General features: G+C 65.9%; 26 protein-coding genes. 19 read left to right on the top strand and 7 right to left on the bottom strand.

Annotation, left to right across the window (positions count from 1 at the left end):
* Window positions 1–134: 134 nt before the first annotated feature.
* From AC27GT_RS10155 to AC27GT_RS10115, 9 genes are all read left to right on the top strand, one after another.
* Entirely contained in the window at window positions 135–1,307 is a 1,173-nt protein-coding gene (locus AC27GT_RS10155; RefSeq protein ID WP_219760413.1) for a branched-chain amino acid ABC transporter substrate-binding protein, read from the top strand.
* Between the two features lie 65 nt (window positions 1,308–1,372).
* The gene (locus AC27GT_RS10150; protein ID WP_219760414.1) at window positions 1,373–2,341 is read left to right on the top strand and encodes a branched-chain amino acid ABC transporter permease; all 969 of its coding nucleotides are present in this window, start codon (window positions 1,373–1,375) and stop codon (window positions 2,339–2,341) included.
* Complete coding sequence (locus tag AC27GT_RS10145) at window positions 2,338–3,666, top strand: branched-chain amino acid ABC transporter permease (protein ID WP_219760415.1); 1,329 nt, start codon at window positions 2,338–2,340, stop codon at window positions 3,664–3,666. The genes AC27GT_RS10150 and AC27GT_RS10145 overlap by 4 nt, the downstream gene beginning before the upstream one ends.
* Entirely contained in the window at window positions 3,663–4,442 is a 780-nt protein-coding gene (locus tag AC27GT_RS10140) for an ABC transporter ATP-binding protein (protein ID WP_219760416.1), read from the top strand. The genes AC27GT_RS10145 and AC27GT_RS10140 overlap by 4 nt, the downstream gene beginning before the upstream one ends.
* Entirely contained in the window at window positions 4,439–5,152 is a 714-nt protein-coding gene (locus AC27GT_RS10135; protein ID WP_219760417.1) for an ABC transporter ATP-binding protein, read from the top strand. Before AC27GT_RS10140 ends, AC27GT_RS10135 begins: the two co-directional genes overlap by 4 nt.
* A gap of 96 nt (window positions 5,153–5,248) precedes the next feature.
* Window positions 5,249–6,832 carry an ABC transporter substrate-binding protein gene (locus AC27GT_RS10130; RefSeq protein ID WP_219760418.1) on the top strand — a complete coding sequence of 528 codons (1,584 nt, stop codon included), beginning with the start codon at window positions 5,249–5,251 and terminating at the stop codon, window positions 6,830–6,832.
* A 53-nt stretch (window positions 6,833–6,885) separates the two neighbouring features.
* On the top strand, window positions 6,886–7,896 hold the full coding sequence (locus AC27GT_RS10125; RefSeq protein ID WP_219760419.1) for an ABC transporter permease: 1,011 nt from the start codon (window positions 6,886–6,888) through the stop codon (window positions 7,894–7,896).
* A 4-nt stretch (window positions 7,897–7,900) separates the two neighbouring features.
* Window positions 7,901–8,749: an ABC transporter permease gene (locus AC27GT_RS10120; protein WP_219760420.1), complete on the top strand. Its 849-nt coding sequence runs from the start codon at window positions 7,901–7,903 to the stop codon at window positions 8,747–8,749.
* A gap of 54 nt (window positions 8,750–8,803) precedes the next feature.
* A complete protein-coding gene (locus AC27GT_RS10115; protein WP_267262127.1) occupies window positions 8,804–9,856 on the top strand; it encodes a protease complex subunit PrcB family protein in 1,053 nt (350 codons plus the stop codon).
* Here the strand turns inward: AC27GT_RS10115 and AC27GT_RS10110 are convergent.
* From AC27GT_RS10110 to AC27GT_RS10085, 6 genes are all read right to left on the bottom strand, one after another.
* Window positions 9,824–10,996: a bifunctional folylpolyglutamate synthase/dihydrofolate synthase gene (locus tag AC27GT_RS10110; RefSeq protein WP_487224109.1), complete on the bottom strand. Its 1,173-nt coding sequence runs from the start codon at window positions 10,994–10,996 to the stop codon at window positions 9,824–9,826. The genes AC27GT_RS10115 and AC27GT_RS10110 overlap by 33 nt on opposite strands.
* 3 nt (window positions 10,997–10,999) lie before the next feature.
* The gene (locus tag AC27GT_RS10105) at window positions 11,000–12,826 is read right to left on the bottom strand and encodes an ABC transporter ATP-binding protein (RefSeq protein ID WP_019551045.1); all 1,827 of its coding nucleotides are present in this window, start codon (window positions 12,824–12,826) and stop codon (window positions 11,000–11,002) included.
* The gene (locus AC27GT_RS10100) at window positions 12,823–14,571 is read right to left on the bottom strand and encodes an ABC transporter ATP-binding protein (protein WP_487224108.1); all 1,749 of its coding nucleotides are present in this window, start codon (window positions 14,569–14,571) and stop codon (window positions 12,823–12,825) included. Before AC27GT_RS10100 ends, AC27GT_RS10105 begins: the two co-directional genes overlap by 4 nt.
* Before the next feature lie 155 nt (window positions 14,572–14,726).
* Entirely contained in the window at window positions 14,727–15,560 is an 834-nt protein-coding gene (locus AC27GT_RS10095; protein ID WP_219760425.1) for a hypothetical protein, read from the bottom strand.
* Between the two features lie 5 nt (window positions 15,561–15,565).
* Entirely contained in the window at window positions 15,566–16,558 is a 993-nt protein-coding gene (locus AC27GT_RS10090; RefSeq protein WP_219760426.1) for a M20/M25/M40 family metallo-hydrolase, read from the bottom strand.
* The gene (locus AC27GT_RS10085; RefSeq protein ID WP_219760427.1) at window positions 16,558–17,211 is read right to left on the bottom strand and encodes a response regulator transcription factor; all 654 of its coding nucleotides are present in this window, start codon (window positions 17,209–17,211) and stop codon (window positions 16,558–16,560) included. The genes AC27GT_RS10090 and AC27GT_RS10085 overlap by 1 nt, the downstream gene beginning before the upstream one ends.
* Before the next feature lie 42 nt (window positions 17,212–17,253).
* On the opposite strand from AC27GT_RS10085, the gene AC27GT_RS10080 reads away from it, so the two are divergent.
* Window positions 17,254–18,477, top strand: a complete 1,224-nt coding sequence (locus tag AC27GT_RS10080; protein ID WP_219760428.1) for a class I SAM-dependent RNA methyltransferase — start codon at window positions 17,254–17,256, stop codon at window positions 18,475–18,477.
* Here the strand turns inward: AC27GT_RS10080 and AC27GT_RS10075 are convergent.
* Window positions 18,469–19,485: a LysM peptidoglycan-binding domain-containing M23 family metallopeptidase gene (locus tag AC27GT_RS10075; protein ID WP_487224107.1), complete on the bottom strand. Its 1,017-nt coding sequence runs from the start codon at window positions 19,483–19,485 to the stop codon at window positions 18,469–18,471. The genes AC27GT_RS10080 and AC27GT_RS10075 overlap by 9 nt on opposite strands.
* Window positions 19,486–19,514: 29 nt before the next feature.
* Here AC27GT_RS10075 and aroQ point away from each other — a divergent pair, with 29 nt between their 5' ends.
* From aroQ to AC27GT_RS10030, 9 genes are all read left to right on the top strand, one after another.
* Window positions 19,515–19,958 (top strand): type II 3-dehydroquinate dehydratase, encoded by a 444-nt coding sequence (gene aroQ, locus AC27GT_RS10070; protein WP_219760430.1) that lies wholly within the window; start codon window positions 19,515–19,517, stop codon window positions 19,956–19,958.
* An 82-nt stretch (window positions 19,959–20,040) separates the two neighbouring features.
* The gene (gene gyrA, locus AC27GT_RS10065) at window positions 20,041–22,458 is read left to right on the top strand and encodes a DNA gyrase subunit A (RefSeq protein ID WP_038071468.1); all 2,418 of its coding nucleotides are present in this window, start codon (window positions 20,041–20,043) and stop codon (window positions 22,456–22,458) included.
* Window positions 22,458–22,769: a divalent-cation tolerance protein CutA gene (gene cutA / locus AC27GT_RS10060; protein WP_219760432.1), complete on the top strand. Its 312-nt coding sequence runs from the start codon at window positions 22,458–22,460 to the stop codon at window positions 22,767–22,769. The genes gyrA and cutA overlap by 1 nt, the downstream gene beginning before the upstream one ends.
* On the top strand, window positions 22,766–23,188 hold the full coding sequence (locus AC27GT_RS10055; protein ID WP_015716404.1) for a nucleotidyltransferase: 423 nt from the start codon (window positions 22,766–22,768) through the stop codon (window positions 23,186–23,188). Before cutA ends, AC27GT_RS10055 begins: the two co-directional genes overlap by 4 nt.
* On the top strand, window positions 23,185–23,415 hold the full coding sequence (locus AC27GT_RS10050; RefSeq protein ID WP_015716403.1) for a hypothetical protein: 231 nt from the start codon (window positions 23,185–23,187) through the stop codon (window positions 23,413–23,415). Before AC27GT_RS10055 ends, AC27GT_RS10050 begins: the two co-directional genes overlap by 4 nt.
* A 74-nt stretch (window positions 23,416–23,489) precedes the next feature.
* On the top strand, window positions 23,490–24,098 hold the full coding sequence (locus AC27GT_RS10045) for a helix-turn-helix domain-containing protein (RefSeq protein ID WP_038030904.1): 609 nt from the start codon (window positions 23,490–23,492) through the stop codon (window positions 24,096–24,098).
* 95 nt (window positions 24,099–24,193) lie between these two features.
* Window positions 24,194–24,841, top strand: a complete 648-nt coding sequence (locus AC27GT_RS10040) for a DUF502 domain-containing protein (protein WP_219760433.1) — start codon at window positions 24,194–24,196, stop codon at window positions 24,839–24,841.
* An 11-nt stretch (window positions 24,842–24,852) separates the two neighbouring features.
* The gene (locus AC27GT_RS10035; RefSeq protein ID WP_219760434.1) at window positions 24,853–25,215 is read left to right on the top strand and encodes a hypothetical protein; all 363 of its coding nucleotides are present in this window, start codon (window positions 24,853–24,855) and stop codon (window positions 25,213–25,215) included.
* Window positions 25,212–25,415, top strand: a 204-nt coding sequence (locus tag AC27GT_RS10030) for a response regulator (protein WP_487224106.1), incomplete at its 3' end; no start/stop codon positions are given. The genes AC27GT_RS10035 and AC27GT_RS10030, both read left to right, overlap by 4 nt.

The raw sequence follows: 25,415 nt of genomic DNA, 5'->3' as shown, positions 1-25,415 counted from the left end.
GGGTCCCTCCTCCTAAAGGAGGAGGGGCTGACCCATTGGTCAGGCATAAACTTACGCGGGGGCATTGACAAGAACCGGTACCCCCCCCTTAGAATGGGGCCGCAACGCGAGCGCGTGCTCTTAAGGAGGTGTATATGAGGAAAATCGGCTTTTTGGTAGCAGGTGTAGCCGCCCTGGGCATGGCCCTAGGCCAGGCCAACGTCATCAAGATCGCCACCCAGTCCCCCCTCTCCGGCCCCCAGGCGGCCTTGGGGGAGCAGATCAAGCTGGGGGCGGAGCTGGCCATCGAGGAGGCCAAGGCCAAGTTCAAGGCCCTGGGCTTTGACCTGGTCCTGGTGCCCTACGATGACCAGGCCAACCCCGACGTGGGCGTGGCCAACGCCAACCGCATCATCAACGACCCCGACATCCTGGGCGTGGTGGGCCACTTGAACTCCGGCGTGGCCATCCCCTCCAGCGAGGTTTACGCCCGGGTGAACCTGGTCATGGTTTCCCCCGCCAACACCAACCCCCGGGTCACCGACCGCAAGCTCCCCAACGTGAACCGCATCTGCGGGCGCGACGACGTCCAGGGGCCTGTGGGGGCGGAGTACGCCTTCAACAACCTGAAGGTGAAGAACGTCTTTATCATCCACGACAAAACCGCCTACGGCCAGGGCCTGGCGGAGGAGTTCAAGAAGCGCCTCGAGGCTCTGGGCGGCAAGGCGGTGGCCTTCGTGGGCACCGAGGAAACCTCCAACTTCGTGCCCATTATCAACCAGATCCGGGCGGCCCGGCCCGTGCCCGAGCTCGTCTACTTCGGGGGCATCTACAGCCAGATCGGCCCCTTTGTGAAGCAGCTTCGCGAGCGGGGGGTCAAGACCCGGCTCATGGGTGGGGACGGGTTGGACTCCAGCGAGTTCGTCCGCCTGGCGGGTAAGGAGAACGCCGCTGGCACCTTCTACACCACGGTGGCCGGCCCGGTTTCCGCCTTCCCCAAGGCCAAGGCCGTGGCCCAGCGCTTCAAGCAGAAGTACGGCAAGGACATGGAGGGCTTCGGCATCTACGCCTACGACTCCGCCAACGTGATCCTGGCCGCCCTCGAGGCCGCCATCAAGGCCGCGGGGGGCAAGAAGCCCACCCGGGAGCAGGTGGCTCAGGCGGTGCGCCAGGTGAAGATGGAAGGCCTGACCGGCACCATCGAGTTTGACGACAAGGGCGACAACAAGAAGGCCAAGTACTTCGTCATGCAGGTGGCCTCCACCGGCAACTGGGCCGACAACAAGCTGATCCGCGTCATCGAGATGGCCGCTCCAGGAGCCAAGTAAACTGGGATTCCAACCCAAGGGGGTGGCCTTTAGGCCACCCCCTTGGCCCGGAGAAAGGAGGCACCTTGCTGGAGCAAATCCTAGCCCTACTGCCCCAGGTGATCTTCGACGGGTTCATCCTGGGCTTCGTCTACGCCATGGTGGCCCTGGGGTACACCATGGTCTACGGCGTCTTGGAGCTCATCAACTTCGCCCACTCCGAGATCTTCATGATCGGGGCGGTGGTGGGGGTGGAGGTCTTCCGCTACCTGGCTCCCCAGGTGGAAAGCGGTTTCCTTCTTCTCCTTCTCGCCCTAATCCTGGGTGGGGTGGTGGCGGGGATCACCGCCATCCTGGTGGAGCGCTTCGCCTACCGCCCCTTGCGGGCCCGGGGCACCACCAACCGCCTGGTGCCCCTCATCACCGCCATCGGGGTTTCCTTCATCCTCCAGGACCTGGTGCGCTTCATTGAGGGCCTTTGGCACAACGAGTTCTTCCTGCGCATGCGTACCGTGGAGGACCTCGAGGGCTCGGTGAGCCTCTTCGGGGGGGCCATCTTCGCCCAGACCAAGTCCTTCATCCTCATGGGGGTTTCCATCCTCATGCTGGTGGGCCTCACCTACCTGGTGAACCGCACCAAGCTGGGGGTGGCCATCCGCGCCGTGGCCCAGGACCTCCACACCGCAAGTCTCATGGGCATAGACCCGGACCGCATCATCTCCCGCACCTTCCTCATCGGGGGATCCTTGGGGGGTGTGGCCGGGGTGCTCTTCGCCCTGCAATACACCACCATCACCCCCTACGTGGGGTTCCTGCCCGGCATCAAGGCCTTCACCGCGGCGGTGCTGGGGGGTATCGGCAACATCCCGGGGGCCATGCTGGGCGGGCTCGTGCTGGGGCAGCTGGAAAACTTCTTCGGCACCTACCTTCCCATCCTCACAAACGGCAACTTCGGCACCGAGTATAAGGACGTGGTGGCCTTCCTCATCCTGATCTTCATCCTTCTGGTCAGGCCCCAAGGCCTTCTGGGACAGGTGGTCAAGGAGAAAGTATGAACGCCCTCTCCTTCCTTCTCAGCCTGGCCTACCTAGGCCTCGCCTTCCTGGCTCCAAGCCCGGTAAGCCACCTCTTCGGCCTGGCGGCCTTAGGGGTTACCGCCTTCCTGCGGCCTTCCCTGAACTGGCGAACCCTGAACCTGGCCCTCCTCACCCTGGCCTTCACCGTGGGCCTCATGCGCTCGGGGAACACCCTGGGCCTCATCGGCCTAGTGGGGATCCTGGTGGCCCTCACCACCCTGCCCCGCATCCCCACGGGAATCCGCGTACTCCTGGCCCTGGCCATCCTCCTCCTTTCCGTGCCCCTGGCGGGCTTCGCCAACACCTTCGTCTTTGAGCTCGGCATCCAGATCGGCATCTATGCCGCCATGGCCCTGGGGCTCAACGTGGTGGTGGGGATGGCGGGGCTTCTGGACCTGGGCTACGCCGCCTTCTTCGCGGTGGGGGCCTACACCTGGGCCATCTTCGGCAGCGAGCAGGCCAAGAACTTCATGCAGGGCAACTTCCCCCTCCCCGGCGAGTACATGTACCTCTTCATGGGGATCGCCATCGTCACCACCGCCCTAACCGGTCTGGTCATCGGCCTTCCCGCCCTTAGGCTTCGCGGGGACTACCTGGCCATCGTCACCCTGGGCCTGGGGGAGGTGGTGCGGATCCTGGCCAACAACCTGGACCACCCCATCAACTTCACCAATGGTCCCCAGGGGATCACCCCCGTGCAACGCCCCCCCATCGACTGGTTCCGGCAGCTGATGGCCACCCTGGGGGTGCACCTGGACCGGACCACCGATTACCAGCTCTTCTTCTACTTCCTGGTCCTCCTCATGATCGGGCTGGTGGTGCTGGTGAACGTGAACCTGGCGAACTCCCGCTTCGGCCGGGCCTGGGTGGCCATCCGCGAGGACGAGGTGGCCGCCCGCTCCATGGGCATCCCCCTCCTGCCCACCAAGCTCCTGGCCTTCATGACCGGGGCCGCCTTCTCCGGGGTAATGGGGGTGATCTTCGCCGCCCAGCGCACCTTCGTATCCCCCGAGTCCTTCACCCTCTTGGCCTCCATCACCATCCTGGGCATGGTGATCCTGGGAGGGATGGGATCCATCCCCGGGGCCATCCTGGGCGCTGCGGCCCTCACCATCCTCAACCTGGACGTGCTCAAAACCTTCAGCGAGTTCGTGCGCACCAGCCTGCCCCAGATCCCCAACCAGGTGGATCCCGCCAAGTACGAGCGGCTGGTCTTCGGCCTTATCCTGGTGCTGATGATGATCTTCCGCCCGGAAGGCCTCATCCCTGAGAAGCGGCACCGGGCAGAGATGGAGGAAGCATGAAGGCCCTCGAGGTCACCCAGGCCACCAAGCGCTTCGGCGGTCTGGTGGCGCTGAACGACGTGAGCCTCAGCGTGAACCAGGGGGAGATCTTCTCCGTCATCGGCCCCAACGGAGCGGGCAAGACCACCTTCTTCAACCTCCTAACCGGCATCTACCCTCCCGATGAGGGAAGGATCCTCCTATTCGGGAAGGATGTGACCGGCCTACCCCCGGACCGGATCGCCAAGGAAGGGGTAGGGCGCACCTTCCAGAACATCCGCCTCTTCGGGGCCATGACCGTGCTGGAAAACCTCCTGGTGGGCATGCACATCCACATCCACGTTCCCTACTTCCATGCGGTATTCCGCACCCCCCTGGCCCGGAGGGAGGAAAAAAGGGCCGAGGAGGAGGCCAAGGGGCTTTTGGAGTACGTGGGCCTCCTCCACCGCAAGGACGAGCTGGCCAAGAACCTGCCCTATGGGGAGCAACGAAAGCTGGAGATCGCCCGGGCCCTGGCCCTAAAGCCCAGGCTCCTCCTCCTGGACGAGCCTGCGGCGGGCATGAACCCCCGGGAAACCGAGGAGCTCCAGGCCTTCATTCAGCGCCTCAGGGAGGAGTTGGGGGTCACCATCGTTCTTATCGAGCACGACATGCGCCTGGTCATGCGCATCTCCGACCGCATCGCCGTGCTGGAGTATGGCTCCAAGATCGCCGAGGGGACCCCGGAAGAGGTGCGTACCAACCCCAGGGTCATCGAGGCCTACCTGGGTAAGGGGGCTGCGGGAGGTGCGGCATGAGCCTTCTGGAGCTTAGGGACGTCCACACCTACTATGGCCACATCCACGCCCTCAAGGGCATCTCTCTGAGGGTGGAGGAGGGGGAGATCGTGACCCTTATCGGCTCCAACGGGGCGGGCAAGAGCACCACCTTGCGCACCATCAGCGGCCTGGTCAAGCCCCGACAGGGGGAGGTCCTCTTCCAGGGAAGACCCATCCACCGCCTCCCCGCCCACCAGATCGTGGCCCTAGGGGTAGGCCACGTGCCCGAGGGGCGGAAGATCTTCCCCCGCCTCACCGTGGAGGAGAACCTGGAGATCGGGGCCTACCTGGAAAACGACCGCAAGGTGGTGCAGAAGCGTAAGGAGGAGGTGTTTGCCCTCTTCCCCCGCCTCTACGAGCGCCGGGCGCAGAAGGGGGGCACCCTGTCGGGCGGGGAGCAGCAGATGCTGGCCATCGGCCGGGCCCTGATGCAAAACCCCAGGATCCTCCTCATGGACGAGCCCTCCATGGGCTTGGCCCCGGTGCTGGTGGATTTCATCTTTGAAACCATCCAAAAGCTGAACCGGGAGGGTAAGACCATCCTCTTGGTGGAGCAAAACGCCCGCCTGGCCCTGCAGATCGCCCACCGGGGCTACGTCTTGGCCACGGGGGAGATCACCCTGGAAGGCCCGGCCCGCGACCTGGCGCAAAACCCCGAGGTGCAGAAGGCCTACCTGGGGGAAGGTTAGGCCGCGTCCCTTGCCTTATACCCAGGCTTGCGCTCCCTTATGGGAGCGCTTTATACTTGGTCCGGATCAAAGGGGAATACCCCGGAAAGGAGTGGTATGGAGAGGAAAATCCTTCTCGGCCTTGTGGTCGCCCTGGGCCTGGGGCTTGCTCAAAAGACCCTGGTCTTCGGCTCCAACGGGGAGCCGGTGAGCCTCGAGCCCGGCAACATCACCGACGGCATCTCCATCTACGTGCAGCGGCAGATCTACGACACCCTGGTGGACTTTAAGCCCGGCTCCACCGAGGTGACCGCTGGGCTGGCCACCAGCTGGTTCAGCTCCCCGGATGGCAAGGTCTGGACCTTCCGCCTGCGCCAGGGGGTCAAGTTCCAGGACGGCACCGAGCTGGATGCGGAGGCGGTCAAGTTCAACATCGAGCGCTGGTGGGACCCCAAGAACCCCACCCGCATCGACGCCGCTGCCCGGTACGAGATCTGGCCTGAGCTCTTCGGAGGCTTCAAGGGGGATCCGGGCTCCATCCTGAAGGATATCCAGGTGGTGGACAAGTACACCATCCGCTTCATCCTTAACCAGCCCTTCCCCGCCTTCCCTGCCGCCATTGGCTCGGGCTACTTCGGCATCGCAAGCCCCGCCGCCATCAAGAAGGATGGGGCCAAGTACGGCTCCCCCACGGGAAGCGCCGTGGGCACGGGCCCCTTCCGCCTGGTGGAGTGGCGCCCCGGGGAGCAGGTGGTCCTGGAAAAGAACCCCACTTACTGGAAGCAGGGCTTCCCCAAGGTGGACCGGGTGGTCTTCCGGGTCATCAAGGACCCCGCTGCCCGCCTGGCGGCCCTGAAGGCCGGCACCATTGACTTCACCACCGACATCCCCCCCGCCAACCTCAAGGACCTCGAGGCGGACCGCAACCTGGACGCCGTCTTCCGTCCCTCCTTCAACGTGGGCTACCTGGCCCTGAACCCCTCCCACAAACCCCTCTCCGATCCCCGGGTCAGGCAGGCCATCGCCATGGCGGTGAACAAGAAGGCCATCGTCCAGGCCTTCTGGGGCAAGCTGGGGCTCACCGACGGCCACTTCACCCCGCCCTCCATGAAGGCCTTCCAATCCCCGAAGGTCACGGACTTCGAGTTCAACCCGCAGAAGGCCAAAGCGCTCCTGGCGGAGGCCGGGTACCCCAACGGGTTTGTCCTGGAGCTTTGGTACATGCCCGTCTCCCGGCCCTACTTCCCCACCCCCAAGGAGATCGCCGAGGCCATGGCCGCCGACCTCTCCGCCATCGGCATCCGGGTCAAGCTCCAGACCAAGGACTGGGCCAGCTACCTGGCGGACCGCAAGAAGGCCCCTGGCTTCCAGGCCTACATGCTGGGCTGGACCGGGGACTACGGCGACCCGCAGAACTTCTACGATCCCCACTTCGCCTGCCCCATCGCCGACCTCTTCGACAGCGCAGGCAAGCCCCTTTGCGTGAAGGAGCTCGGCGACATCCTCACCAAGGCCGCCACCACGCCGAACCTCGTGGAGCGCAAGCGCCTCTACCAGCAGGCGGACGAGATCACCTTCAACCTGGCCCTCCGCATCCCCATCGTCCACTCCCAGCCCCTCCTGGCCAAGCGCAAGAACATCTCCGGCTGGGTGCCGAGCCCCTTGGGTTCCGAGTCCTTTGAGAGCATAGAGAAGCGCTAAGCGCTTCCGCCCCGGACCCCCTGCGGGGGGTCCGGGCTTTTTGAGGCGGACAAATGTGGAGCTACGTTTTGCGACGCCTGCTGGGCTTGGTCCCCGTCCTCTTCGGGATCACCCTTTTGGTCTTTCTGTTCCTGCAGCTCATCCCCGGCGACCCCGCCCAGGCCATCCTCGGGGAACGGGGCACCCCGGAGCAGCTTGCCGCCCTTCGGGAAAAGCTCGGGCTCAACAAGCCCCTATACGTCCAGTACCTCACCTTTGTCAAGAACATCCTCACCGGGGACCTGGGCACCAGCGCCGTGTCCACCATTCCCGTGGCCGAGGAGCTGAAAAGGCGCTGGCCCGCCACCTTTGAGCTGGCCCTGGCCGCCACCTTGGTGGCGGTGGTCTTTGGAATTCCCGTGGGCATTCTGGCGGCGGTACGGAAAAACAGCCTTTTGGACACGCTTTCCATGAGCCTCTCCCTGGTGGGGGTTTCCATGCCGGTCTTCTGGCTGGGCCTCCTCCTGGTCTATCTCTTCGCCGTGAACCTGCACTGGTTGCCCACGGGGGGAAGGCTTTCCACCGACTTGGCCATAGATTTCCGGCCCATCACCGGTTTCCTGGTCCTGGACGGGATGCTGTCCCTGAAACCCGAGGTCCTGATGGATGCCCTCAGGCACCTGATCCTCCCCGCCCTCACCCTGGGTACCATCCCCTTGGCCATTCTCACCCGCATCACCCGTAGCGCCATGCTGGAGGTGCTCTCCCAGGATTACGTGCGCACCGCCAGGGCCAAGGGCTTGGCGGAGCGCCAGGTGATCCTGAAGCACGCCCTAAAGAACGCCCTCCTACCCGTGGTCACCATCGTCGGCCTGCAGTTCGGTACCCTTTTGGGCGGGGCCATCCTCACGGAAACCATCTTCTCCTGGCCGGGCATCGGCTCCTACATCTACGAGGGCATCCTCAACCGCGACTACCCCGTGGTCCAGGCCGGGGTGCTGGTGGTGGCCACGGTCTTCGTCCTGGTCAACCTCCTGGTGGACCTCTCCTACGCCCTTTTGGACCCTCGCATCCAGTACAGGTGAACCCATGGAAACCCCCACTCGTCAGGCTCTTCGGCGTTTCCTGAAATCGCCTTCCGGCAAGGTGGGCCTGGTTTTGACCCTCTTCCTGGTCCTTCTGGCCCTGTTCATCCCCTTGCTGAAGCCCTATGACCCCAGCACGGACCGGGACTACCTGAACCGGCTCAAGCCCCCCACCCTGGAACACCCCTTCGGCACCGACCACCTGGGGCGGGATGTCTTCACCCGGGTCCTCCACGGTAGCCGCATCTCCCTCCAGGTGGGCGTGATCTCGGTAAGCATCGGCCTTTTCCTGGGTACCCTCCTGGGCCTCCTGGCCGGGTTCTACCGGGGAAGGACCGAGCTTCTCATCGGCTGGCTTGCCGACCTGCTCCTGGCCTTTCCCGGAACCCTTTTGGCCATCGCCATCGTGGCCGTTTCCGGCCCCAGCCTGCAAAACGCCATGCTGGCGATCGGCATCGTGCAGGTGCCCGTCTACATCCGCCTGGCCCGCTCCATGGTCCTCTCCTTAAGGGAGCTGGACTTCGTGCAGGCGGCCATCGCCCTGGGGGCGGGGAATGGACGGATCCTCTTTCGCCACATCCTCCCGGGTACCCTGGCCCCCCTGGTGGTGCAGGCTACCTTGTCCATCGGCACCGCCACCCTCGAGGCGGCCGCCTTGGGCTTTCTGGGCCTTGGGGCCCAGCCCCCTGCTCCCGAGTGGGGAGCCATGATCGCCGACAGCTTCAAGGGAGGCTACGCCATGAACGCCCCCTGGACCATGATCTTCCCGGGGCTTTTCATCATGCTCACCGTTTTGGCCTTCAACCTCCTGGGGGATGGCCTCAGGGACGCCCTGGACCCGAGAAGCCGCTAAAGGCTAAAGGCGGCCTTAAGAAGGAGGCAAGCTCCAAAGGGGTATCATGGAACCATGAGAAAAGGCTTCCTCTTTCTCCTGCTCTTTTTGCCTCTCCTCAGCGCCTGCGAGCTTCTGGAAGGCACGGGCTACCGGGTGGCCGAGGCCCAGCTCCTCTTCCCTGAGGCCACGGAGCGCTGGACCTACTTCTACGGGGAGCCCCGGGAGGTCCGGCTCGGCACCCAGGTCCTCCGCCTGGAAAAGGCCTCGGGGGAAAGCCTCTGGGCGGTGCCGGGAGCCCTTTGGGTGGGGGGAAATCCCGTGCTCAGGGAGGTGGGACCTGCCCTCCGCCCCCTGGCCGAGGCGGTGCGGGGAATCCAGGGAAGCCTCCTCGAGGTCCGGGCCCAGGCCAACCTGCGCGCCACCTGGTTCTACGACGGGGTAGGCTGGGTCAGGCTTACGGGGAGCCTGAGGGAAGGGGAAAGCCGGAGCCTGGTCCAGCCCGCCCAGTACCAGACCCCGGACCTCTACGCCTTCACCGGGACGGAAACCCAGGTCCTCCTCCGGGAGATCCTGGCCCGGCGGGGGGGAAGGCAGGTGGTGGTCTTTGAGCTTTCCGATCCCGTCTTAAGGCCCCTGGCCTTTGACCCCATCCCCGATGGTTACCGGGTGGGGGCTCTGCAGGTGCAGTACGGGCTTAGAGTGGAGGTGGTGACCCCACCCCCTCCCGCCTACCGCATCCTGGAACGCGGGGCCAATGCCGCCTACCAGGAAACCGAGCCCAAGGCCTTTCTGGCCAACAATCCCACCCGCTTCGCCGAGGTCTGGAACCTGGTGGTGGCGAACCGCATCCCCCGCCCACCCGCCCCTAGCGTGGACTTCCGCACGAGGAGCGTGGCCGCCTTCTTCTGGGGCTTGAAGCCCACCGGAGGGTATGGCCTCGAGGTGGTGGGGGTTACCTATGCGGGCGGAACCGCCCGGGTCATCCTGAACCTGCAAAGCCCACGGCCCGGGGCCATCGTCACCCAGGCCCTCACCAGCCCGTACGTGATCCTGGAGCTGGAACGGGTGAGCCGCGTGGTCTTCACCGACCCTTCAGGGCGGGTCCTGGCCGAAGCGCGGGAGTAGCCTACCCCTTAAGGCGCCCACCAGGTACAAGGAGCCCGTGGCCAAAACGGGAACGCCATCCCCTTGCGCCGCCTTGACGGCCTCCCCCAAGGCCTCCCAGGGATCCTCAAAAAAGGGTTCCCCAAGCTCCCTTCCCAAGGCCCCCTCCCCCGCCCGGGTGTAGCGGACGCTTCTGGCCTTGGGAAGGAGGTGGGCCAGAACCCCCTTCACGTCCTTCCGGGGAAAGGCCCCAAAGACCAGATGGTAGGCGGAAAGCTCCCGGCTAAGGGCCAGGGCTGCCGGGGGATTGTGGGCTCCATCCAGGTACACCTCCACCCCCTCCAAAAGGAAGCGCTCCAGCCGGCCTGGATGCCTTGCCTCCCGAAGCCCTTGGGCAATGGCCTCCTCGGGGAATCCGAGGAGCCTCAAGGCCGCTGCCGCCAGCCGGGCGTTCTCCTCCTGGAAGGCCCCCTTCAGGACCGGTGGCGCAGGCAGGGCAAAAAGAGGGTCCAGGGGGTCCAGAAGGTAAAGGGGGCTTCCCCGGGTGCGGGCCACTTCCCGCACCACCTCCAGGCCTACCCCCCTGGCCCCGGTAACCGCCGGTACCCCCTTGCGGAAGGCTCCTGCCTTTTCCCGGGCCACGGCCTCCAGGCTCCCCCCCAGGGCCTCCAGGTGGTCCTCTCCCACGTTGGTGAGCACGGTGAGGGCCACCCGGGGAAGAACATTGGTGGCGTCCTTCTCCCCGCCCACCCCTGCCTCCACCGCGGCCCAGGCCACCCCTTTTTTGTGGAAGTGGTGAAAGGCCATGGCGGTGGCCAGGTCAAAAAAGCCGGGGGGTTCGGGCCAGGCTTCCTCCTTGGCCCAGGCCACAAAGCCCACCACCTCCTCCTCGAGGATCCACCCTCGGTGGGTGCGGATCCTCTCCCGGAAGTCCAGGAGGTGGGGGCTGGTATAGGCTCCATAGGGAAGCCCTGCAGCGCGGAAGGCCGCCTCCAGGTAGGCCACCACGCTTCCCTTGCCGTTGGTGCCCAGGACGTGCACCGCCTGAAAAGCCTCCTCCGGATGTCCAAGCCGCTCCAGAAGGGTCCTCACCCGGCTTAGGCCCCGCTCTCCCTGGCGGCGCTGGGCGAAGAGCCACCCCGTGGCCTCCTGGTAGGTCATGGCCTAGCCCTCCGCATACTGGAGCCGGTACAGGGTGGCATAGTAGCCCCCTTTCTGGAGGAGCTCCTCGTGGGTACCCTCCTCCACCAGGCGCCCTCTTTTGAAGACCAGGATGCGATCCACCCGGCGGATGGTGGAAAGGCGGTGGGCGATGATAATGGAGGTCCTTCCCTCCATGGCCCTGTAGAGGGCCTCCTGTAAGCGCCTTTCCGTTTCCGAATCCACGTTGGCCGTGGCCTCATCCAGGATGAGGAGGATATCCGGGTTGGCCAGAAGGGCCCGGACCAAGGCCAGAAGCTGCTTTTCCCCCGTGGAAAGCCCGGCCCCCCTTTCCCCCACCCGGGTGTGGTAGCCCTGGGGTAGGCGCAAAATGGCCTCGTGCACCCCCAAAAACCGGGCCACCTCCACCACCTTCTCCTCGGGGATGGTCTCGTCAAAAAGGCGCAGGTTGTCCAGAATGGTGCCCGAGAAGAGGAAGGGATCCTGGAGCACGATCCCCACGTGCCGCCTTAGGTCCTCCTGGCGGTAGTTCCGCACATCCTCCCCATCGATGAGCACCCGGCCCCTTTGGGGGTCGTAGAAGCGGGCGATGAGGCTCACCACGCTGGTCTTCCCCGCCCCCGTGGCCCCCACCAGGGCCACCTTCTCCCCCGGGCGGATGCGGAAGGAAACCCCCTTGAGCACCCAGTCCTTGTCCGTGGGCTCCACGCCCTTGGGGGTATAGGCCAGCCAGACCTCCTGAAACTCCACCTCCCCCCGGAAGCGGGCGATGGGCTTGGGATTTTCCGGGTCCTCGAGCTCCTCCTCCGTGTCCAAAACCCCGAAGATGCGCTCGGCGCTGGCCATGGCTCCCTGGAAGAGGTTGAACTTATCCGAAAGGTCCTGCAGGGGCTGGAAAAGCTGGCGGGTGTAGTCCACAAAGGCCACCAGAAGCCCTAGGGTGGCCACCCCCCGCACCACCTCACCCCCGCCGTAGAAGAGGAGGCCCGCCACCGCCAGATCCCCCAGGAACCCCACCACGGGAAAGAAGAGGGCAAACCAGCGCACGATCTCCACCCAGGCCCTAAGGAGGTCCCGGCTCAGGCGGTCAAACTTCTCCTCCCGTTCCCTCTCCTTCACAAAGAGCTGGATGGTCTCCACCCCGGAAAGGTTTTCCTGCAGGGCAGCGTTCAAGCGGGCCAGGCGCAGGCGCATCTCCCGGTAAGCGGCGCGCATGCCGTTCCGCACCCAGGCGGTGACCCAGAGGAGCACGGGCACCACCAGGAGGACCACCAGGGTGAGCTTGGGGCTTAAGACCATCATGAAGGCCAAGAGGCCCAGGATGGTAAAGAAGTCGGCGATCACCCCCACGAGCCCCCCGGTGATGAACTGGTTGATGGCGTCCACGTCGGAGGTGATGCGGGTCATGAGGCGGCCCACGGGGTTTTTGTCGTAAAAGCCCAGGTGGAGGCGCATGAGCTTGCCGAAGAGGGCGCTCCTTAAGTCGAAGAGCACCCTTTGCCCCACCCACTGGATCAGGTAGGTCTGGCCGTAGGTGGCGGCGAAGTTAACCCCCCGCACCAGAAGGAAGCCCAGGCTCACCCAAAGGAGAAGGGCAAAGCGCTCCGCCAGGGGCTTGGCCTCCTTGGGAACCAGGGCCCCGTCGATGGCCCACTTGAAGAAGAGGGGGGTGAGGGCGGCGGTGAGGGTGGTGAGGAGGAGGAAGAGAAGGGCCAAGGCCACCTGGGCCCGGTAGGGCCTCACGTACTGGAGGATGCGGGCGAAGAGGACCCGGTCGAAGGCCTTGGTGTAGGCGTCCTCCTGCTCCCTATGGGAGGCATCCTGGCTCATCCCTCCACCTCCCCTTCCACCTCCATGCGCTGGATGCGGTCCAGCTCGGCATAGAGGCCCCCGGCCTCGAGGAGGCTCTCATGGGTGCCCTCCTCCACGATCCTTCCCTCGTCCAGAACGATGATCCAGTCCGCATGGCGCAGGGTGGCGGTGCGGTGGGAGATGAGGAAGGTGGTCTGACGGCCCAGGACGCCTTTCAAGCCCTGAAGGATCCTGGCCTCGGTTTCCGTGTCCACGGCGCTTAGGGCATCGTCCAGGATGAGGATCTTGGGCCCCTTGGCCAAGGCCCGGGCCAGGGCCACCCGCTGCCGCTGGCCACCCGATAGCGTCACCCCCCGCTCCCCCAGCACGGTTTCGTACCCCCTGGGGAAGGCGAGGATCTCCTCGTGGATGCCGGCAAGCCTCGCCGCCCACTCCACCCGCTCCCGATCCAGGGTTTCCAGACCGAAGGCGATATTTTCCAGAATGGTTTCGCTAAATAGGAAGGGTTCCTGGGGGACCACCCCCACCGCCTGGCGCAGGGTGGCCAGGGGGATCCTCCGCGCCTCATACCCCCCCACGTAAACCCGTCCCTCCGTGGGGTCCATAAGACGGGGTACGAGGGCGGCAAGGAGGCTTTTCCCCGAGCCCGTGCGCCCGGTGATCCCCAGGGTCATGCCCTCGGGGACGGTGAGGGTGAGGTCCTTAAGAAGCCAGCGCCCATCCCGCCAAAGCCCCACCCCCTCGAGGCGCACCTCCCCGGAAAGATCGGCCACGGAAAGGGGCAGGGGATCCTCGTCGCGAACGGCGGGCTCCCGGTCCAGAAGCTCCAAAAGCCTTTTCAAGCTGGTGAAACCCCGCTGGTACATGGCCATCACCCAGCCGAGGCCCAGAATGGGCCAGGTGAGCTGGGCCAAATAGGCGTTGAACTGCACCAGCTGGCCCACGCTCATCTCCCCCCGGACCACCATCCCCCCGCCCACCCAGAGGACGGTGAGGAAGGCAAACCCCATGAGAAAGCCCAGCAGGGCCTGCATGGGCCCCTCCACCTTGGCCAGGGCCAGGCTCTTGCCCATGTAGATGCGGTTCAGCTCCTGGAAGCGGGATAGCATGCGCCCTTCCAGGGCGTACCCCTTCACCACCCGGATGCCGCTAAAGGCCTCCTGGGCCAGGGTGCTGATCTGGTCAAAGGCCTCCTGGGCCTCCCGGTAGCGGCGGTCGATGAGGCGCAGGAGGTAGAACATGGCCAAGGCGATGAAGGGAAGGATCAGGCTGAGGTAAAAGGCCAGCCTGACGTTCACCGCATACATGGAGAAGAAGGCCAGGAGGACCAGGAAGGAAAGGCGGCTACCCATCATGATCCCCGGCCCCACCATCTCCCGCACCGCGGAGAGATCGCTGTTCAAGCGGTTCATCAGGTCCCCCACCCGGGTGGCGTGGTAGAAGGAGCGGTCCAGGCGGAGAAGGTGGTGGAAGAGATCCTTCCTGAGGTCGTACTCCACCAGGCGGCTGGCCACCACCGCCAGCCGGCGCATGAAGAAGGAGAGAAGGGCGCTGATCCCGGCGGAAAGAAGCAAAAGGGAGGCATAGCGCCCGTAGGGCCCGCCATGACCCAAGGCATCCACGGCCAGGCGCAGGAAGTAGGGGCTCAGCACGAAAAAGAAGATGGAAAGAAGGCCCAGCAGGACCCCCAGGGCGTACCGCCCCCGGTAAGGGTAGAGGTAGGCCCCCAGGCGGCGGAGGGAAGCGACTGACCAACCGGTCATAGCCATGAGTTTACCCTAATCCGGGCGGGCGGAAAAAAGACCCGGCCACACCGTATACCCGTTCTCGTCCCATTGCACCTCCTAGTGTCCCAGAACCTCACGGGGGCAAAGGATTTTCCAGGGTCCCCACCCTGGCGAAAGCCAGGGGTGTGGCATTAGCCCCCCTGCATCTCCTCCTTCAAGGAGCGCAGGGCCTCCTGCCAGTCCTCCCCCAGGGTGACCAGGCGGTGGGGCTTGGCAAGCCGCCGCACGGCCTTGCGCAAGATCCCGGGAATGGGGGGACAGGCGTAGGAAACCACCAGCAAAAGGCCCTTCACCCGGCCCAGGCGGTGGAGGTAGTGGACCATGCCCACCAGTTCCCGGTCGGTGGGAAGGTCCATGGGGAGGAGCCTATCCCCCTCCTCCCTGAGCTTCTCCGGGGGCAGGTCGGGGAAGTAGGGGATGAGCCCCTCCCGGGCCAGGGCCTCCTCCACCGTCCTCCGGAAGGACTCCTCCTCGAGGAGGTAGGGCTGGGCCACCACCCCCACGCTCCCCAGGGGGGTCTTGAGGGGAGGAGGAGGTTTCAAAAGGCCCCGCACCCGGTCCAGGGCCCGCCCCACCAGCATGGGGTTCTGGGTGAGGAGGTGGCCCACCTCCCCCGCCCGGCCCAGGACCCGCTCGGAGAGCTCTGCAGGCACCTTGAGCACCGGGGGAAGCCCCGGAAAGTAGCGGAGGAGGGTGGCCTCGAGGTCCAGAAGCCACGGGCACTGCCCCCCGCCCTTTTCCGACTCCATCCCTCCTTGGAGGTCGGGAAGGAGCAGGTAATCCACCCCTTGGGCCTTCAGGGCCTCCACCTGGGCCAAAAGCTCCTGCACCGGCAGGCAGTAGGGCTGGTGGCGGGCAGGCGGCACCTCCACCCGCACCACCTCCACCCCCAAGGCCTTTAAATACGCTTCCCAAAAGCCCAGGTATCGCCGGGACAGGAAGCCCCTCAGGACACCCACGCGCATACGCCCTATCCTACGCCAAGGGCCTTTAAAAAAGCCAGAAGCACCTCCCGCCCCTCCCAAAGGCTTTGGGGAAGTACCCATTCCTCCGGGGTGTGGGCCCCACCCCCCCGGTACACCCCCAGGGCCAAGGCGGGGATACCCCGTTCGATGGCGGCGCTGGCATCGGTGGAACCCGGCTGGAACTGGGGCCTTTCCCCGATCTTGGCCAGCGCCACCTCCGCCGCCTGCAGGAGCTTAGGCGTGGCGGTGCTCCCCGCAGGCCTCGTCCCCAGGACCTCCGAGGAAACCTCCACCCCGTGGAACCTGGCCACCTCTTCCAGGACCTCCTGGGCCTTGTGGTAGAGGGTGCGAAGCGCCTCCTCCTCCAAAGCGCGGATCTCCAGCAAGGCCGAGGCCTCCTTGGGGATGGCGTTTACCGCCTCGCCCCCCCGGAGGCCGCTGGCGTTCAGGCTGGCCTCGCTCCCCACCTCCTTGAAAAGGGTGTGTAGCCGGGAAAGCCCCTCTGCCAGGGCAAACACGGGATTGGGAGTCCCCCTGTCCCCCCAGGCGTGCCCCCCCCGGCCCAGAAAGGTGATCCGGAAACGGACCGAGCCCAAAGCCCGGTCCACCACCCCCGGCAGATACCCATCCACCGCCACCACTACCTCAGGAGCCAGGGTTTCCACCAGGGCCCGTGCCCCCTTGAGGTTCCCCAGGCCCTCCTCCCCCACGGTGAAACCCCGCACCACCCCGGGCATCTCGGGAAGGGAGAGGAGGACGGCCACCCCGCTGGAGTTGTCCCCCACCCCGGGGCCATAGAGCCTCTCCCCCACCCGCCTCGGGGGCTTTGGCGGCAACACCGTGTCCAGATGGGCGAGGAGGAGCACCGGCCCCTCCCCCGCCCACACGTTGCCCAGGCCATCCCTTCGGGCCCTGGGCAGATGGGCGGCCACGAACTCCCCCCGCGCCCCCTCCCCCGCCAGGGGGGAGAGCTCCAGAAGAAGCCGCACCGGGTCCACTACTCCTGGGGCTCGGGTCCGGCCAGCCCCTCCCGTATGGCGTAAAGGGCCGCCTGGGTGCGGTTGTTCAGGTGGAGTTTCTGGAAGATCTCGGAGAGGCGGTTGCGCACGGTCTTCTCGGAAAGCTGAAGCTCGGCGGCGATCTCCAGGTTGGTGTAGCCCTGGGCCACCAGCTTGAGGATTTGGATCTCCCTCTCGGAAAGCTCCGCATGGAGGGGAAGGCTGGACTCCTTCTTGGCCCGGAAGTCCTGGATGATCCGCCCGGCCAGATCGGCATCCAGGAGCACCTCCCCGGCGTGCACCCGGCGGATGGCCCCGATGAGTTCGCTGGCATCGGTATCCTTGAGGAGGTAGCCCCTGGCCCCTGCCTTTACCGCCTCGAAAACGTAGGCATCCTGGCGGTACATGGTGAGGATAATCACCTTGGCCTCGGGCCACTCCTTGAGGATGGCCTGGGTGGCCTGCACCCCATCCAGGTTCGGCATCTGGATGTCCATGAGGATGACATCCGGCCTGGCCTCGAGGGCATGCCTTAACGCCTCCCAACCGTCCTTGGCCTCGCCCACCACCCGGAAATCCCCTTCCGCCTCCAAAAGGCTTTTGAGCCCCTGGCGGAAGAGGGCATGATCGTCCGCTAACAGTACCCGAATCACCCCTCCATCTTAGCGCTGGTGGGCTTGGTGTAGGGTGAAAGGGTGAAGGTTCTCACCGTGGAGAAGCTGGTGCCGGGAGGTTATGGCCTCGCCCGCACCGAGGAAGGAGCCGTCCTCATCAAGGGGGCCCTGCCGGGGGAGGTGGTGCGGGGAAAACCCGTGCGCCGCAAGGGAACCCTTTTCCTGGAGGAGGTGGAGGTGCTCACCCCCCGTCCCGACCGCTACCCCCACCCCCTCCCCCCTTCCGCCGACCTGCCCCTAGCCTACGAAAGCCAGCTTCCCCTGAAGGAAGGCCTGGTGCAGGACGCCCTTATGCGCATCGCCAGGCTTTCCCTTTCCCTGGCCCCCATCCACCCCTCCCCCAGGCCCCTGGGCTACCGTACCGCCGCCCAGTACGCCCGCCATCCCCTGGGGGGCCTGGCCTACCGCCTCCCGGAAACCCAGGAGCTTTTCCGGCTGGAGGAGGACCCCCTTTTGGCCGAGCCCTTAGCCTGGGCCTTCTCCCTTCTCAAGACCTGGCCCTTGCCGGTGGAGGAGGTGGCCTTAAGGGGAAGCCTCCTCGAGGGCCGGGTGCTCCTCGGCCTCATCGGAGGCAACCCGGAAAGCCTCAAGCGCCCCGCCAGGGCCCTGGTGCGGGAGGGGTTCGCCGGGGTGGTCTGGGCCGAACCCTCCCCCAAGGGCCGCTTCCGGGGAAGGGTCCAACCCCTTTACGGGGAAAGGACCCTGCTGGAGCGGTTCGGCCCCCTCACCGCCACCGTGAGCGTGGAAAGCTTCAGCCAGGTGAACCCCTTGGCCATGGGGGAACTCCTGGAGGAGGCCCTGAACCTGGTTTCCGGCGGGAAACGGGCCCTGGAGCTCTATGCGGGAAGCGGCCTTTTCTCCCTTCTCCTGGCCCCCCGTTTCCAGGAGGTGGTGGCGGTGGAGATCAGCAAGGAGGCCGTGCGCCGGGGAGAGGCGGATAGGAGGCGGCTTGGCATAGAAAACGTGCGCTTCCACCGGGGGGACGCCAAGGAGGCCAGGAATCTCGGCAGCTTTGACCTGGTGGTCCTGGACCCACCCCGCACCGGCCTTTCCCCGGAGGTGAGGGCCTACCTTTTGGAGTCCCGGCCCAGGGAGGTCCTCTACGTGGCCTGCGACCCCGCCACCTGGGCCAGGGACGTGGGAGAGCTGGTGGGGGGTGGCTACCAACTGGCCTTCGCCCGGCCCTACGACTTCTTCCCCTTCACCCACCACGTGGAGGTCCTCTCCCTCCTGCGGCTAGGGTGAGGGAAGGCCCTGGAAGAAGGGCGCGGGGTCCACGGGGATGCCGAAAAGGCGCACCTCGAGGTGCAGGTGGGGCCCGGTGGAAAGCCCCGTGCTCCCCAAAAGGCCGATGACCTGGCCCCCTTTCACCCTCTCCCCCACCCTCACCCTCCTTTCCGAAAGGTGCCAATACCCCGTGCAAAGGCCCATCCCGTGGCTTAGGATCACTGCCTCCCCCCGCACCCTTAGCCTTTCCGAAAGCACCACCACCCCCCCGGCCACCGCCCGCACGGGGGTGCCTAAGGGGGCAGCAAAGTCCAGGCCCTCGTGATAGGAGGTGAAGAGGGTGCCGTAGCGCCGACGGGTACCGAAGGCGCTGGTGATGCGCCCACCCTCCAGGGGCTTCAGGAAGCGGGAAACGGTCAAGGGCCCTTCCCTCGGGCAGGCCCCCACCACCTTCTCCCGCTCCGCCTTCAGGCCGGGATCCTTAAGAAGCTCCTCCAGGGATGGGGTCAGGGCCAGGGTTTCCCGGCGGTAATCTCCCGGGGCCACCTCGAGGGTAAGAGGGCTTTCCTCCCCCTCGAGGACCAGGCGTAAGGGATACCCTTTGGGCTCCACCAGGGCTCCCACGGCTAGAAGAGCCCAGAGGCCCTTCTCCCCGGGCACCAGGGGGTAGCGCACCCCCAAGAACTCCGCATACCCCCAGGTGTATCCCTCCACCCAGAGGGCAAAGGCCCGGCCCTGGATCGGGGGGAAATAAACCAGGCTTCCCCTGGGCAGGGCCACCTCCACCCCGGGGCGCACCCGGAGCACCTGCCCGGCCCGGATGCGGCTGGGATCCTTAAGGCCGTTCAGGCGGGCCAGCTCCTCCACCGTGGTGCCGTAACGGCGGGCAAGGGAAAAAAGGGTTTCCCCGGGGGCCACGGTGTGCCAAAGGGTAGCCCCCTCCAGGTGGCTCCTTTGGGGCGGATTGGGACCCACCTGGGCCAGGGCCAGAAGCCAGAGGACCACCAGGGCCAGGAACCTGGGCATGGGCTTATCCTATGGGCAAAGGAGCCTCTATGGTGCTGATCCTGAACGGACCCAACCTGAACCTTCTGGGCCAGCGGGAGCCCGAGGTGTACGGGCGCACCACCCTCGAGGAGCTGGAAGCCCTCTGCGAGGCCTGGGGTGCGGAGCTGGGCCTGGGGGTGGCCTTCCGCCAGAGCAACTACGAGGGGCAGCTGATCGAATGGGTACAGCAAGCCCATCGGGAAGGGTTCTTGGCCATCGTCCTTAACCCCGGAGCCCTCACCCACTACTCCTACGCCCTTCTGGACGCCATAAGGGCCCAGCCCCTTCCCGTGGTGGAGGTGCACCTCTCCAACCTCCACGCCCGCGAGCCCTTCCGCCAGCACTCGATCACCGCAGGAGCCTGCCGGGGCATTGTCTCCGGGTTCGGGGTGCTTTCCTACAAGCTGGCCCTGGTCTACCTGGCGGAGGTCCTGGAGGTGGGAGCCCCCTAGGGCTCCATCCCCTCCTGGCCGGGGAAGGCCCCGGCGGGGAAGTTGCTATACTTAAAGGAGGCGGAAACGCCCAAGGAGCGCTATGTCCCAGGTTCTGCCTGTAGAGATCACCGAGGAACTTAAACAGAGTTTCATCAACTACGCCATGTCCGTCATCGTGGACCGGGCCCTGCCCGACGTGCGGGACGGGCTCAAGCCGGTCCAGAGGCGGATCCTCTTCGGCGCCTACCAGGAGGGGGTGCTCCCGGGCCGGAAGCACGTGAAAAGCGCCAAGATCGTGGGCGAGGTCATGGGCAAGTACCACCCCCACGGGGACGCCGCCATCTACGACGCCCTGGCCCGTCTGGCCCAGCCCTGGAACCTGCGCTACCCCCTGGTGGATGGCCAGGGGAACTTTGGCTCCTTAGACGGGGACCCTCCGGCGGCCCAGCGCTACACGGAGGCCAGGCTCTCCCCCCTGGGGGCGGAGATGCTTCTGGACATCGACAAGGAGACGGTGGACTTCCGCCCCAACTACGATGGCTCCCTTAAGGAGCCCGAGGTCCTCCCCTCCGCCATCCCCAACCTCCTGGTAAACGGGGCGAGCGGCATCGCCGTGGGCATGGCCACCAGCCTTCCTCCCCACAACCTCTCCGAGGTGGTGGATGCCCTGGTGGCCATGATCGACAACCCCGGGATCACCCTCGAGGAGGTCATGCGCTACCTCCCCGGCCCCGACTTCCCCACCGGGGGGAAGCTCTCCCGGAAAGGCATCCAGGAGGCCTACGCCACGGGACGGGGAAGCCTCAAGGTGCGGGCCAAGGTGCGCATCGAGGAGAAGGGCCAGAGGCCCATGCTGGTGGTCACGGAAATCCCCTACCAGGTCAACAAGGCGGGCCTCATCGCCCAGATCGCCGCCCTGGTCAAGGCCAAGAAGATCGAGGACATCGTGGCCCTGAGGGACGAGTCCGACCGCCAGGGCCTGCGCATCGCCATAGAGCTCAAGCGGGGGGCAAGCCCCCAGGTGGTCCTGAACCAGCTCTACAAGCACACCGCCTTGCAGACCTCCTTCACGGTGAACCTCCTGGCCATCGTGAACGGGGAGCCCAAGGTCCTCCCCCTTCTCTCCCTCATGCGCCACTACCTGGACCACCGCAAGGAGGTGGTGCGCCGGCGGAGCCTCTTTGACCTCAAGAAGGCCGAGGAGCGGGCCCACGTCCTGGAGGGCCTCCTCATCGCCCTGGACCACATCGACGAGGTCATCGCCTTGATCCGGGCCTCCCAGGATGCCAGCGAGGCCCGAAAGGGGCTCATGGAGCGCTTCGGCCTCAGCGAAATCCAGGCCCAGGCCATCCTGGACATGCGCCTGCAACGCCTGGTGGCCCTGGAGCGGGAAAAGCTCTTAGAGGAGTACCGGGAGCTCATGGAGGAGATCGCCCGGCTTAAGGCCATCCTCGAGGAGGAAGGGAGGCTTTGGGCCGAGGTCAAGAAGGACCTCCTTAGGGTCAAGGAGAAGTACGGGGATGCCCGGCGCACGGTGATCACCGAGTTCGAGGAAAGCTTCAACCCCGAGGACCTCATAGAGGACGAGCCCATGGTCATCACCCTCACCGCCCAGGGCTTCCTAAAGCGCCTTCCCCTGGAGAGCTACCGGGCCCAGGGGCGGGGGGGGAAGGGGCTGATCGCCGGCAAGACCAAGGAGGAGGACGAGGCCATCCAGGTCTTCGTGGCCCAGGCCCATGAGGACCTCCTCCTCTTCACCAATCGGGGCCGGGTCTACCGCCTGAAGGTCTACGAGCTACCGGAGATGGGCCGCCAGGCCCGGGGGGTGCACGTGAAGACCCTTCTTCCCCTGGCCGAGGAGGAGGAGGTGGCCGCCCTGCTTTCCGTAAGGGGCCTGGACGGGGAGGGCTACCTGGTCTTCGCCACGGAACGGGGCCTGGTGAAGCGCACCGCCTTAAGGGAGTACCAGAACCTGGGGGCGGCGGGGCTCATCGCCATCCGCCTCCTGGAAGGGGATCGGCTGATCGGGGTGGCCCTTTCTGACCCCGAGGACGAGGCCATCCTGGCCACGGAGGAGGGGCAGGCCATCCGCTTCGCCCTGGAGGAGGTGAGGGCCACGGGCCGGGACAGCCAGGGGGTGACGGGGATCCGCTTCAAGAAGCCGGGCGACCGGGTGGTCTCCCTGGTAACGGTGAAGCCCGGGGAGATGGTGGACCTCCTGGCGGTGAGCACCCGGGGCTACGGCAAGCGCACCCCTCTCGCCGAGTACCCCCTGCAGGGCCGGGGGGGAATGGGGGTGATCACCTATAAGGTTTCCACCAAGGTGGGCCGCCTGGCCGCCCTCCTCAAGGTGCGGGGCACGGAGGACCTCCTGGTCCTTTCCAAGAAGGGCCTGGCCATCCGCACCCCCGTGGCCGATATCCGCCAGTACTCCCGGGACACCGCCGGGGTCAAGGTGATGAACCTCCCCGAGGACGACGAGGTGGTGAGCGCCTTCGCCGTGGAGGAGGAGCAGTGATGGAGGAGGTGGTCCTGATCACCGCCCCCAGCGAGGAGGTGGGCCGCACCCTGGCCCGCACCCTGGTGGAGGAGGGCCTGGCCGCCTGCGTGAACCTGGTGCCGGGCCTTACCTCCGTCTACCGCTGGCAGGGGGAGGTGGTGGAGGACCGGGAGGTCCTCCTCATCGCCAAAACCACCACCTTCGCCTTCCCCCGGCTTAGGGAGCGGGTTCTCTCCCTCCACCCCTACACCGTGCCCGAGATCATCGCCCTGCCCATCGCCGAGGGGCACGGGCCCTACCTGGACTGGCTTAAGGAGAACGTGCGGTGACCCCTGACATGCTGGACTTCCTCCGCGCCCTGCATGGGGCCGGGGCCAGGTTTTTGGTCATCGGCGGGTATGCCCTGGCCTTTTTGGGACGACCCCGTTTCACCAAAGACCTGGACCTATGGGTGGACGCCAAAGAGGCGGAAAAGGTCCTGGCCGCCATCCGGGCCTTCTTCGGTGGGGACGACCTTGGCCTCACCCCTTCCGATCTCGCCACCCCTGGGGTGGTCCAGCTGGGGTATGCCCCTAACCGCATCGACCTGGTGATTCTGGAAAGCCCCTCCTTTGATGAGGCCTTCGCCCGGGCCAGCAAACACACCGTCCAGAACGTAACGGTTTACGTGGTCCACCCCGAGGATTTCAAAACCCTAAAGGGGGCCTTTGGACGCCCTTTAGATCTGCGCGATCTGGAGGAGCTATGAGAAAAATCCGGCCCATCGCCCGCAGGTTTCCCCTCACCACCCCTATAGACGACCGCAGCGAGTGGCAGAGCCTGCCCCTGGAAGAGCGGCTTGAGGCCGTGTGGGAGATGGCCCTTTTCTGGGCGGAGCTGGAAAGGGAGAAGGCCAGGCGGGAGGGAAGGGAAGCCGAGATCGCCACGGACCGCCTTCTGCCCGTGGCGAGGAAACGCCCCCTGCCAAAACCGTAGCCGGGGACGATTTTTGTAACCCAAAGGTTTACAAAACCGGGAGGGCGTGCTAGTCTAGGGGCAAGGAGGCAGCCATGACCCAGGCCCGCGAAACCGTAACCTTCAAGCCCGGCGAGGTCATCCTGTACCCGGGGGTGCCGGGGCCCCGGGACCGGGTCTACCGGGTCCTCGAGGGGCTCGTGCGCCTCGAGGCGGTGGATGAAGAGGGGAACGCCCTCACCCTGCGCCTGGTTCGCCCCGGGGGGTACTTCGGCGAGGAGGCCTTGGCAGGCATGGAGCGCACGTACTTCGCCGAGGCGGTGACCGAGGTGGTGGCGGAGCCCCTCCCCAAGGAACCCCATCCCGAGGAGATCCGCCAGGTGCTCCTCAGCCTGGCCCAGGCCCTTTCCGAATCCTACCGGCGCATTGAGCGCCTGGCCACCCAGCGCCTGAAAAACCGCATGGCCGCGGCCATCCTGGAGCTGGCGGAAACCCCCTTGGCCCACGAGGAGCCGGAGGGCTTGGTCCTCCGCGCCACCCACGACGAGCTGGCCGCAGCGGTGGGGAGCGTGCGGGAAACCGTGACCAAGGTCATCGGGGAGCTTACCCGGGAAGGCTACATCCGCTCCGGCTACGGCAAGATCATCCTAAAGGACATCAGGGGCCTCAAGGAACTGGCCCAAAGCCGCGGGGACGGGCGCTAAAAGTTACCCCACACGGCCTTCCCCCGTGTGGGGATCCCGGGTAAACCTTGCCGCCAGCCCGCCCCGACGGGGGATTTTCCCGTAAACTGAAAGCCATGCGCCTGCGCCAGAGGTTCCTCACCGGGCTGGTTACCCTTCTTCCCCTTCTGGTCACCCTCTACTTTCTGGCCTGGGTGTATACCTATTCCGGGGGCTACATCCAGAGCTTCCTGCGCCTCCTGAACCTCGAGGTGCACCGAACCTACCAGCCCCTCCTACCCTTCGTGGGGCTCTTCCTGGCGGGGGTGCTCATCTACCTGGTGGGCACCGTGGCGGAAAACTACCTGGGCCGAAGGCTCATCGTCTCCCTGGAGCGCTCCCTTCTCCTCTTCCCCATCGTGCGGGACATCTACAAGGCGGTGCAGCAGATCACCCACACCCTCTTCGGCCACCAGGAGGTGAAGTTCAGCCGGGCCGCGGTCATCGAGTACCCCCGCAGAGGGCTTTACACCCTCTGCTTCGTGGTGCAACCGGTGGATGGCCGCCTTCCCCCCTTGCCGGAAGGGTACACCGCCGTCTTGGTGCCCACGAGCCCTGTGCCCGCCAGCGGCATGGTCATCCTGGTGCCCACGGAGGAGGTTATCCCCTTGGAGATCAGCGTGGAGGATGCCCTCAAGTACGTGGTTTCCGCAGGCTTCCTCCTCCCGGAAAAACCTTCAGGCTCCTTAACCTCCCTCCCACAAAGGGCCGGGCCCTCGGCGTAGAATGGAAGGCGATGCGTTCCCTGGCCCTCCTTCTCCTTTTTGTGGGGATGGTGTTGGCCGCCCTCCCTCCCCTCCTGGGGCCTGGACTCCCCCCGGGCACGGAGCTAAGGCTTTTCTCCCAGGACCTGCGCATCCTGCACGGGGCTTGGCGGGTGGAGGGCAAAAGGCTGATCCCCCTCTCCGCCCCCGTGCCCCCTAGGCTGGGCCAGGAGGTACAGCTTCTTCTGGTGCTCCCGGGGGACAAGCCCCGCACCTTTCCCGGGGTGGCCGACCGCGGGGATGTGGTCCTCCTGCAGGACAAGGAGCGGGTGAGCCTCCTTAGGCTCCTCAAGGAGGTTTATGGCCTCGCCCCTCCGGAAAGGCTCTGGCCATGAAGCGCATCCTGCTCATCGAGGACGATGCGGAGGTGGCCCGCCTGGTGGAGCTGGAGCTCAAGGAGGCAGGCTTCACCGTGGAATGGGCCAAAAGCGGCATGGAAGGCCTGGTGAAGCACCGCGAACGGAAGCCTGACCTGGTGGTCCTGGATCTCGGCCTTCCGGACCTGGACGGAGCCGAGGTGGCCCGGCGGATCCGG

This window comes from Thermus sp. KWY1, from assembly GCF_057547025.1.
This window is presented reverse-complemented; position numbering and strand designations above follow the sequence as displayed.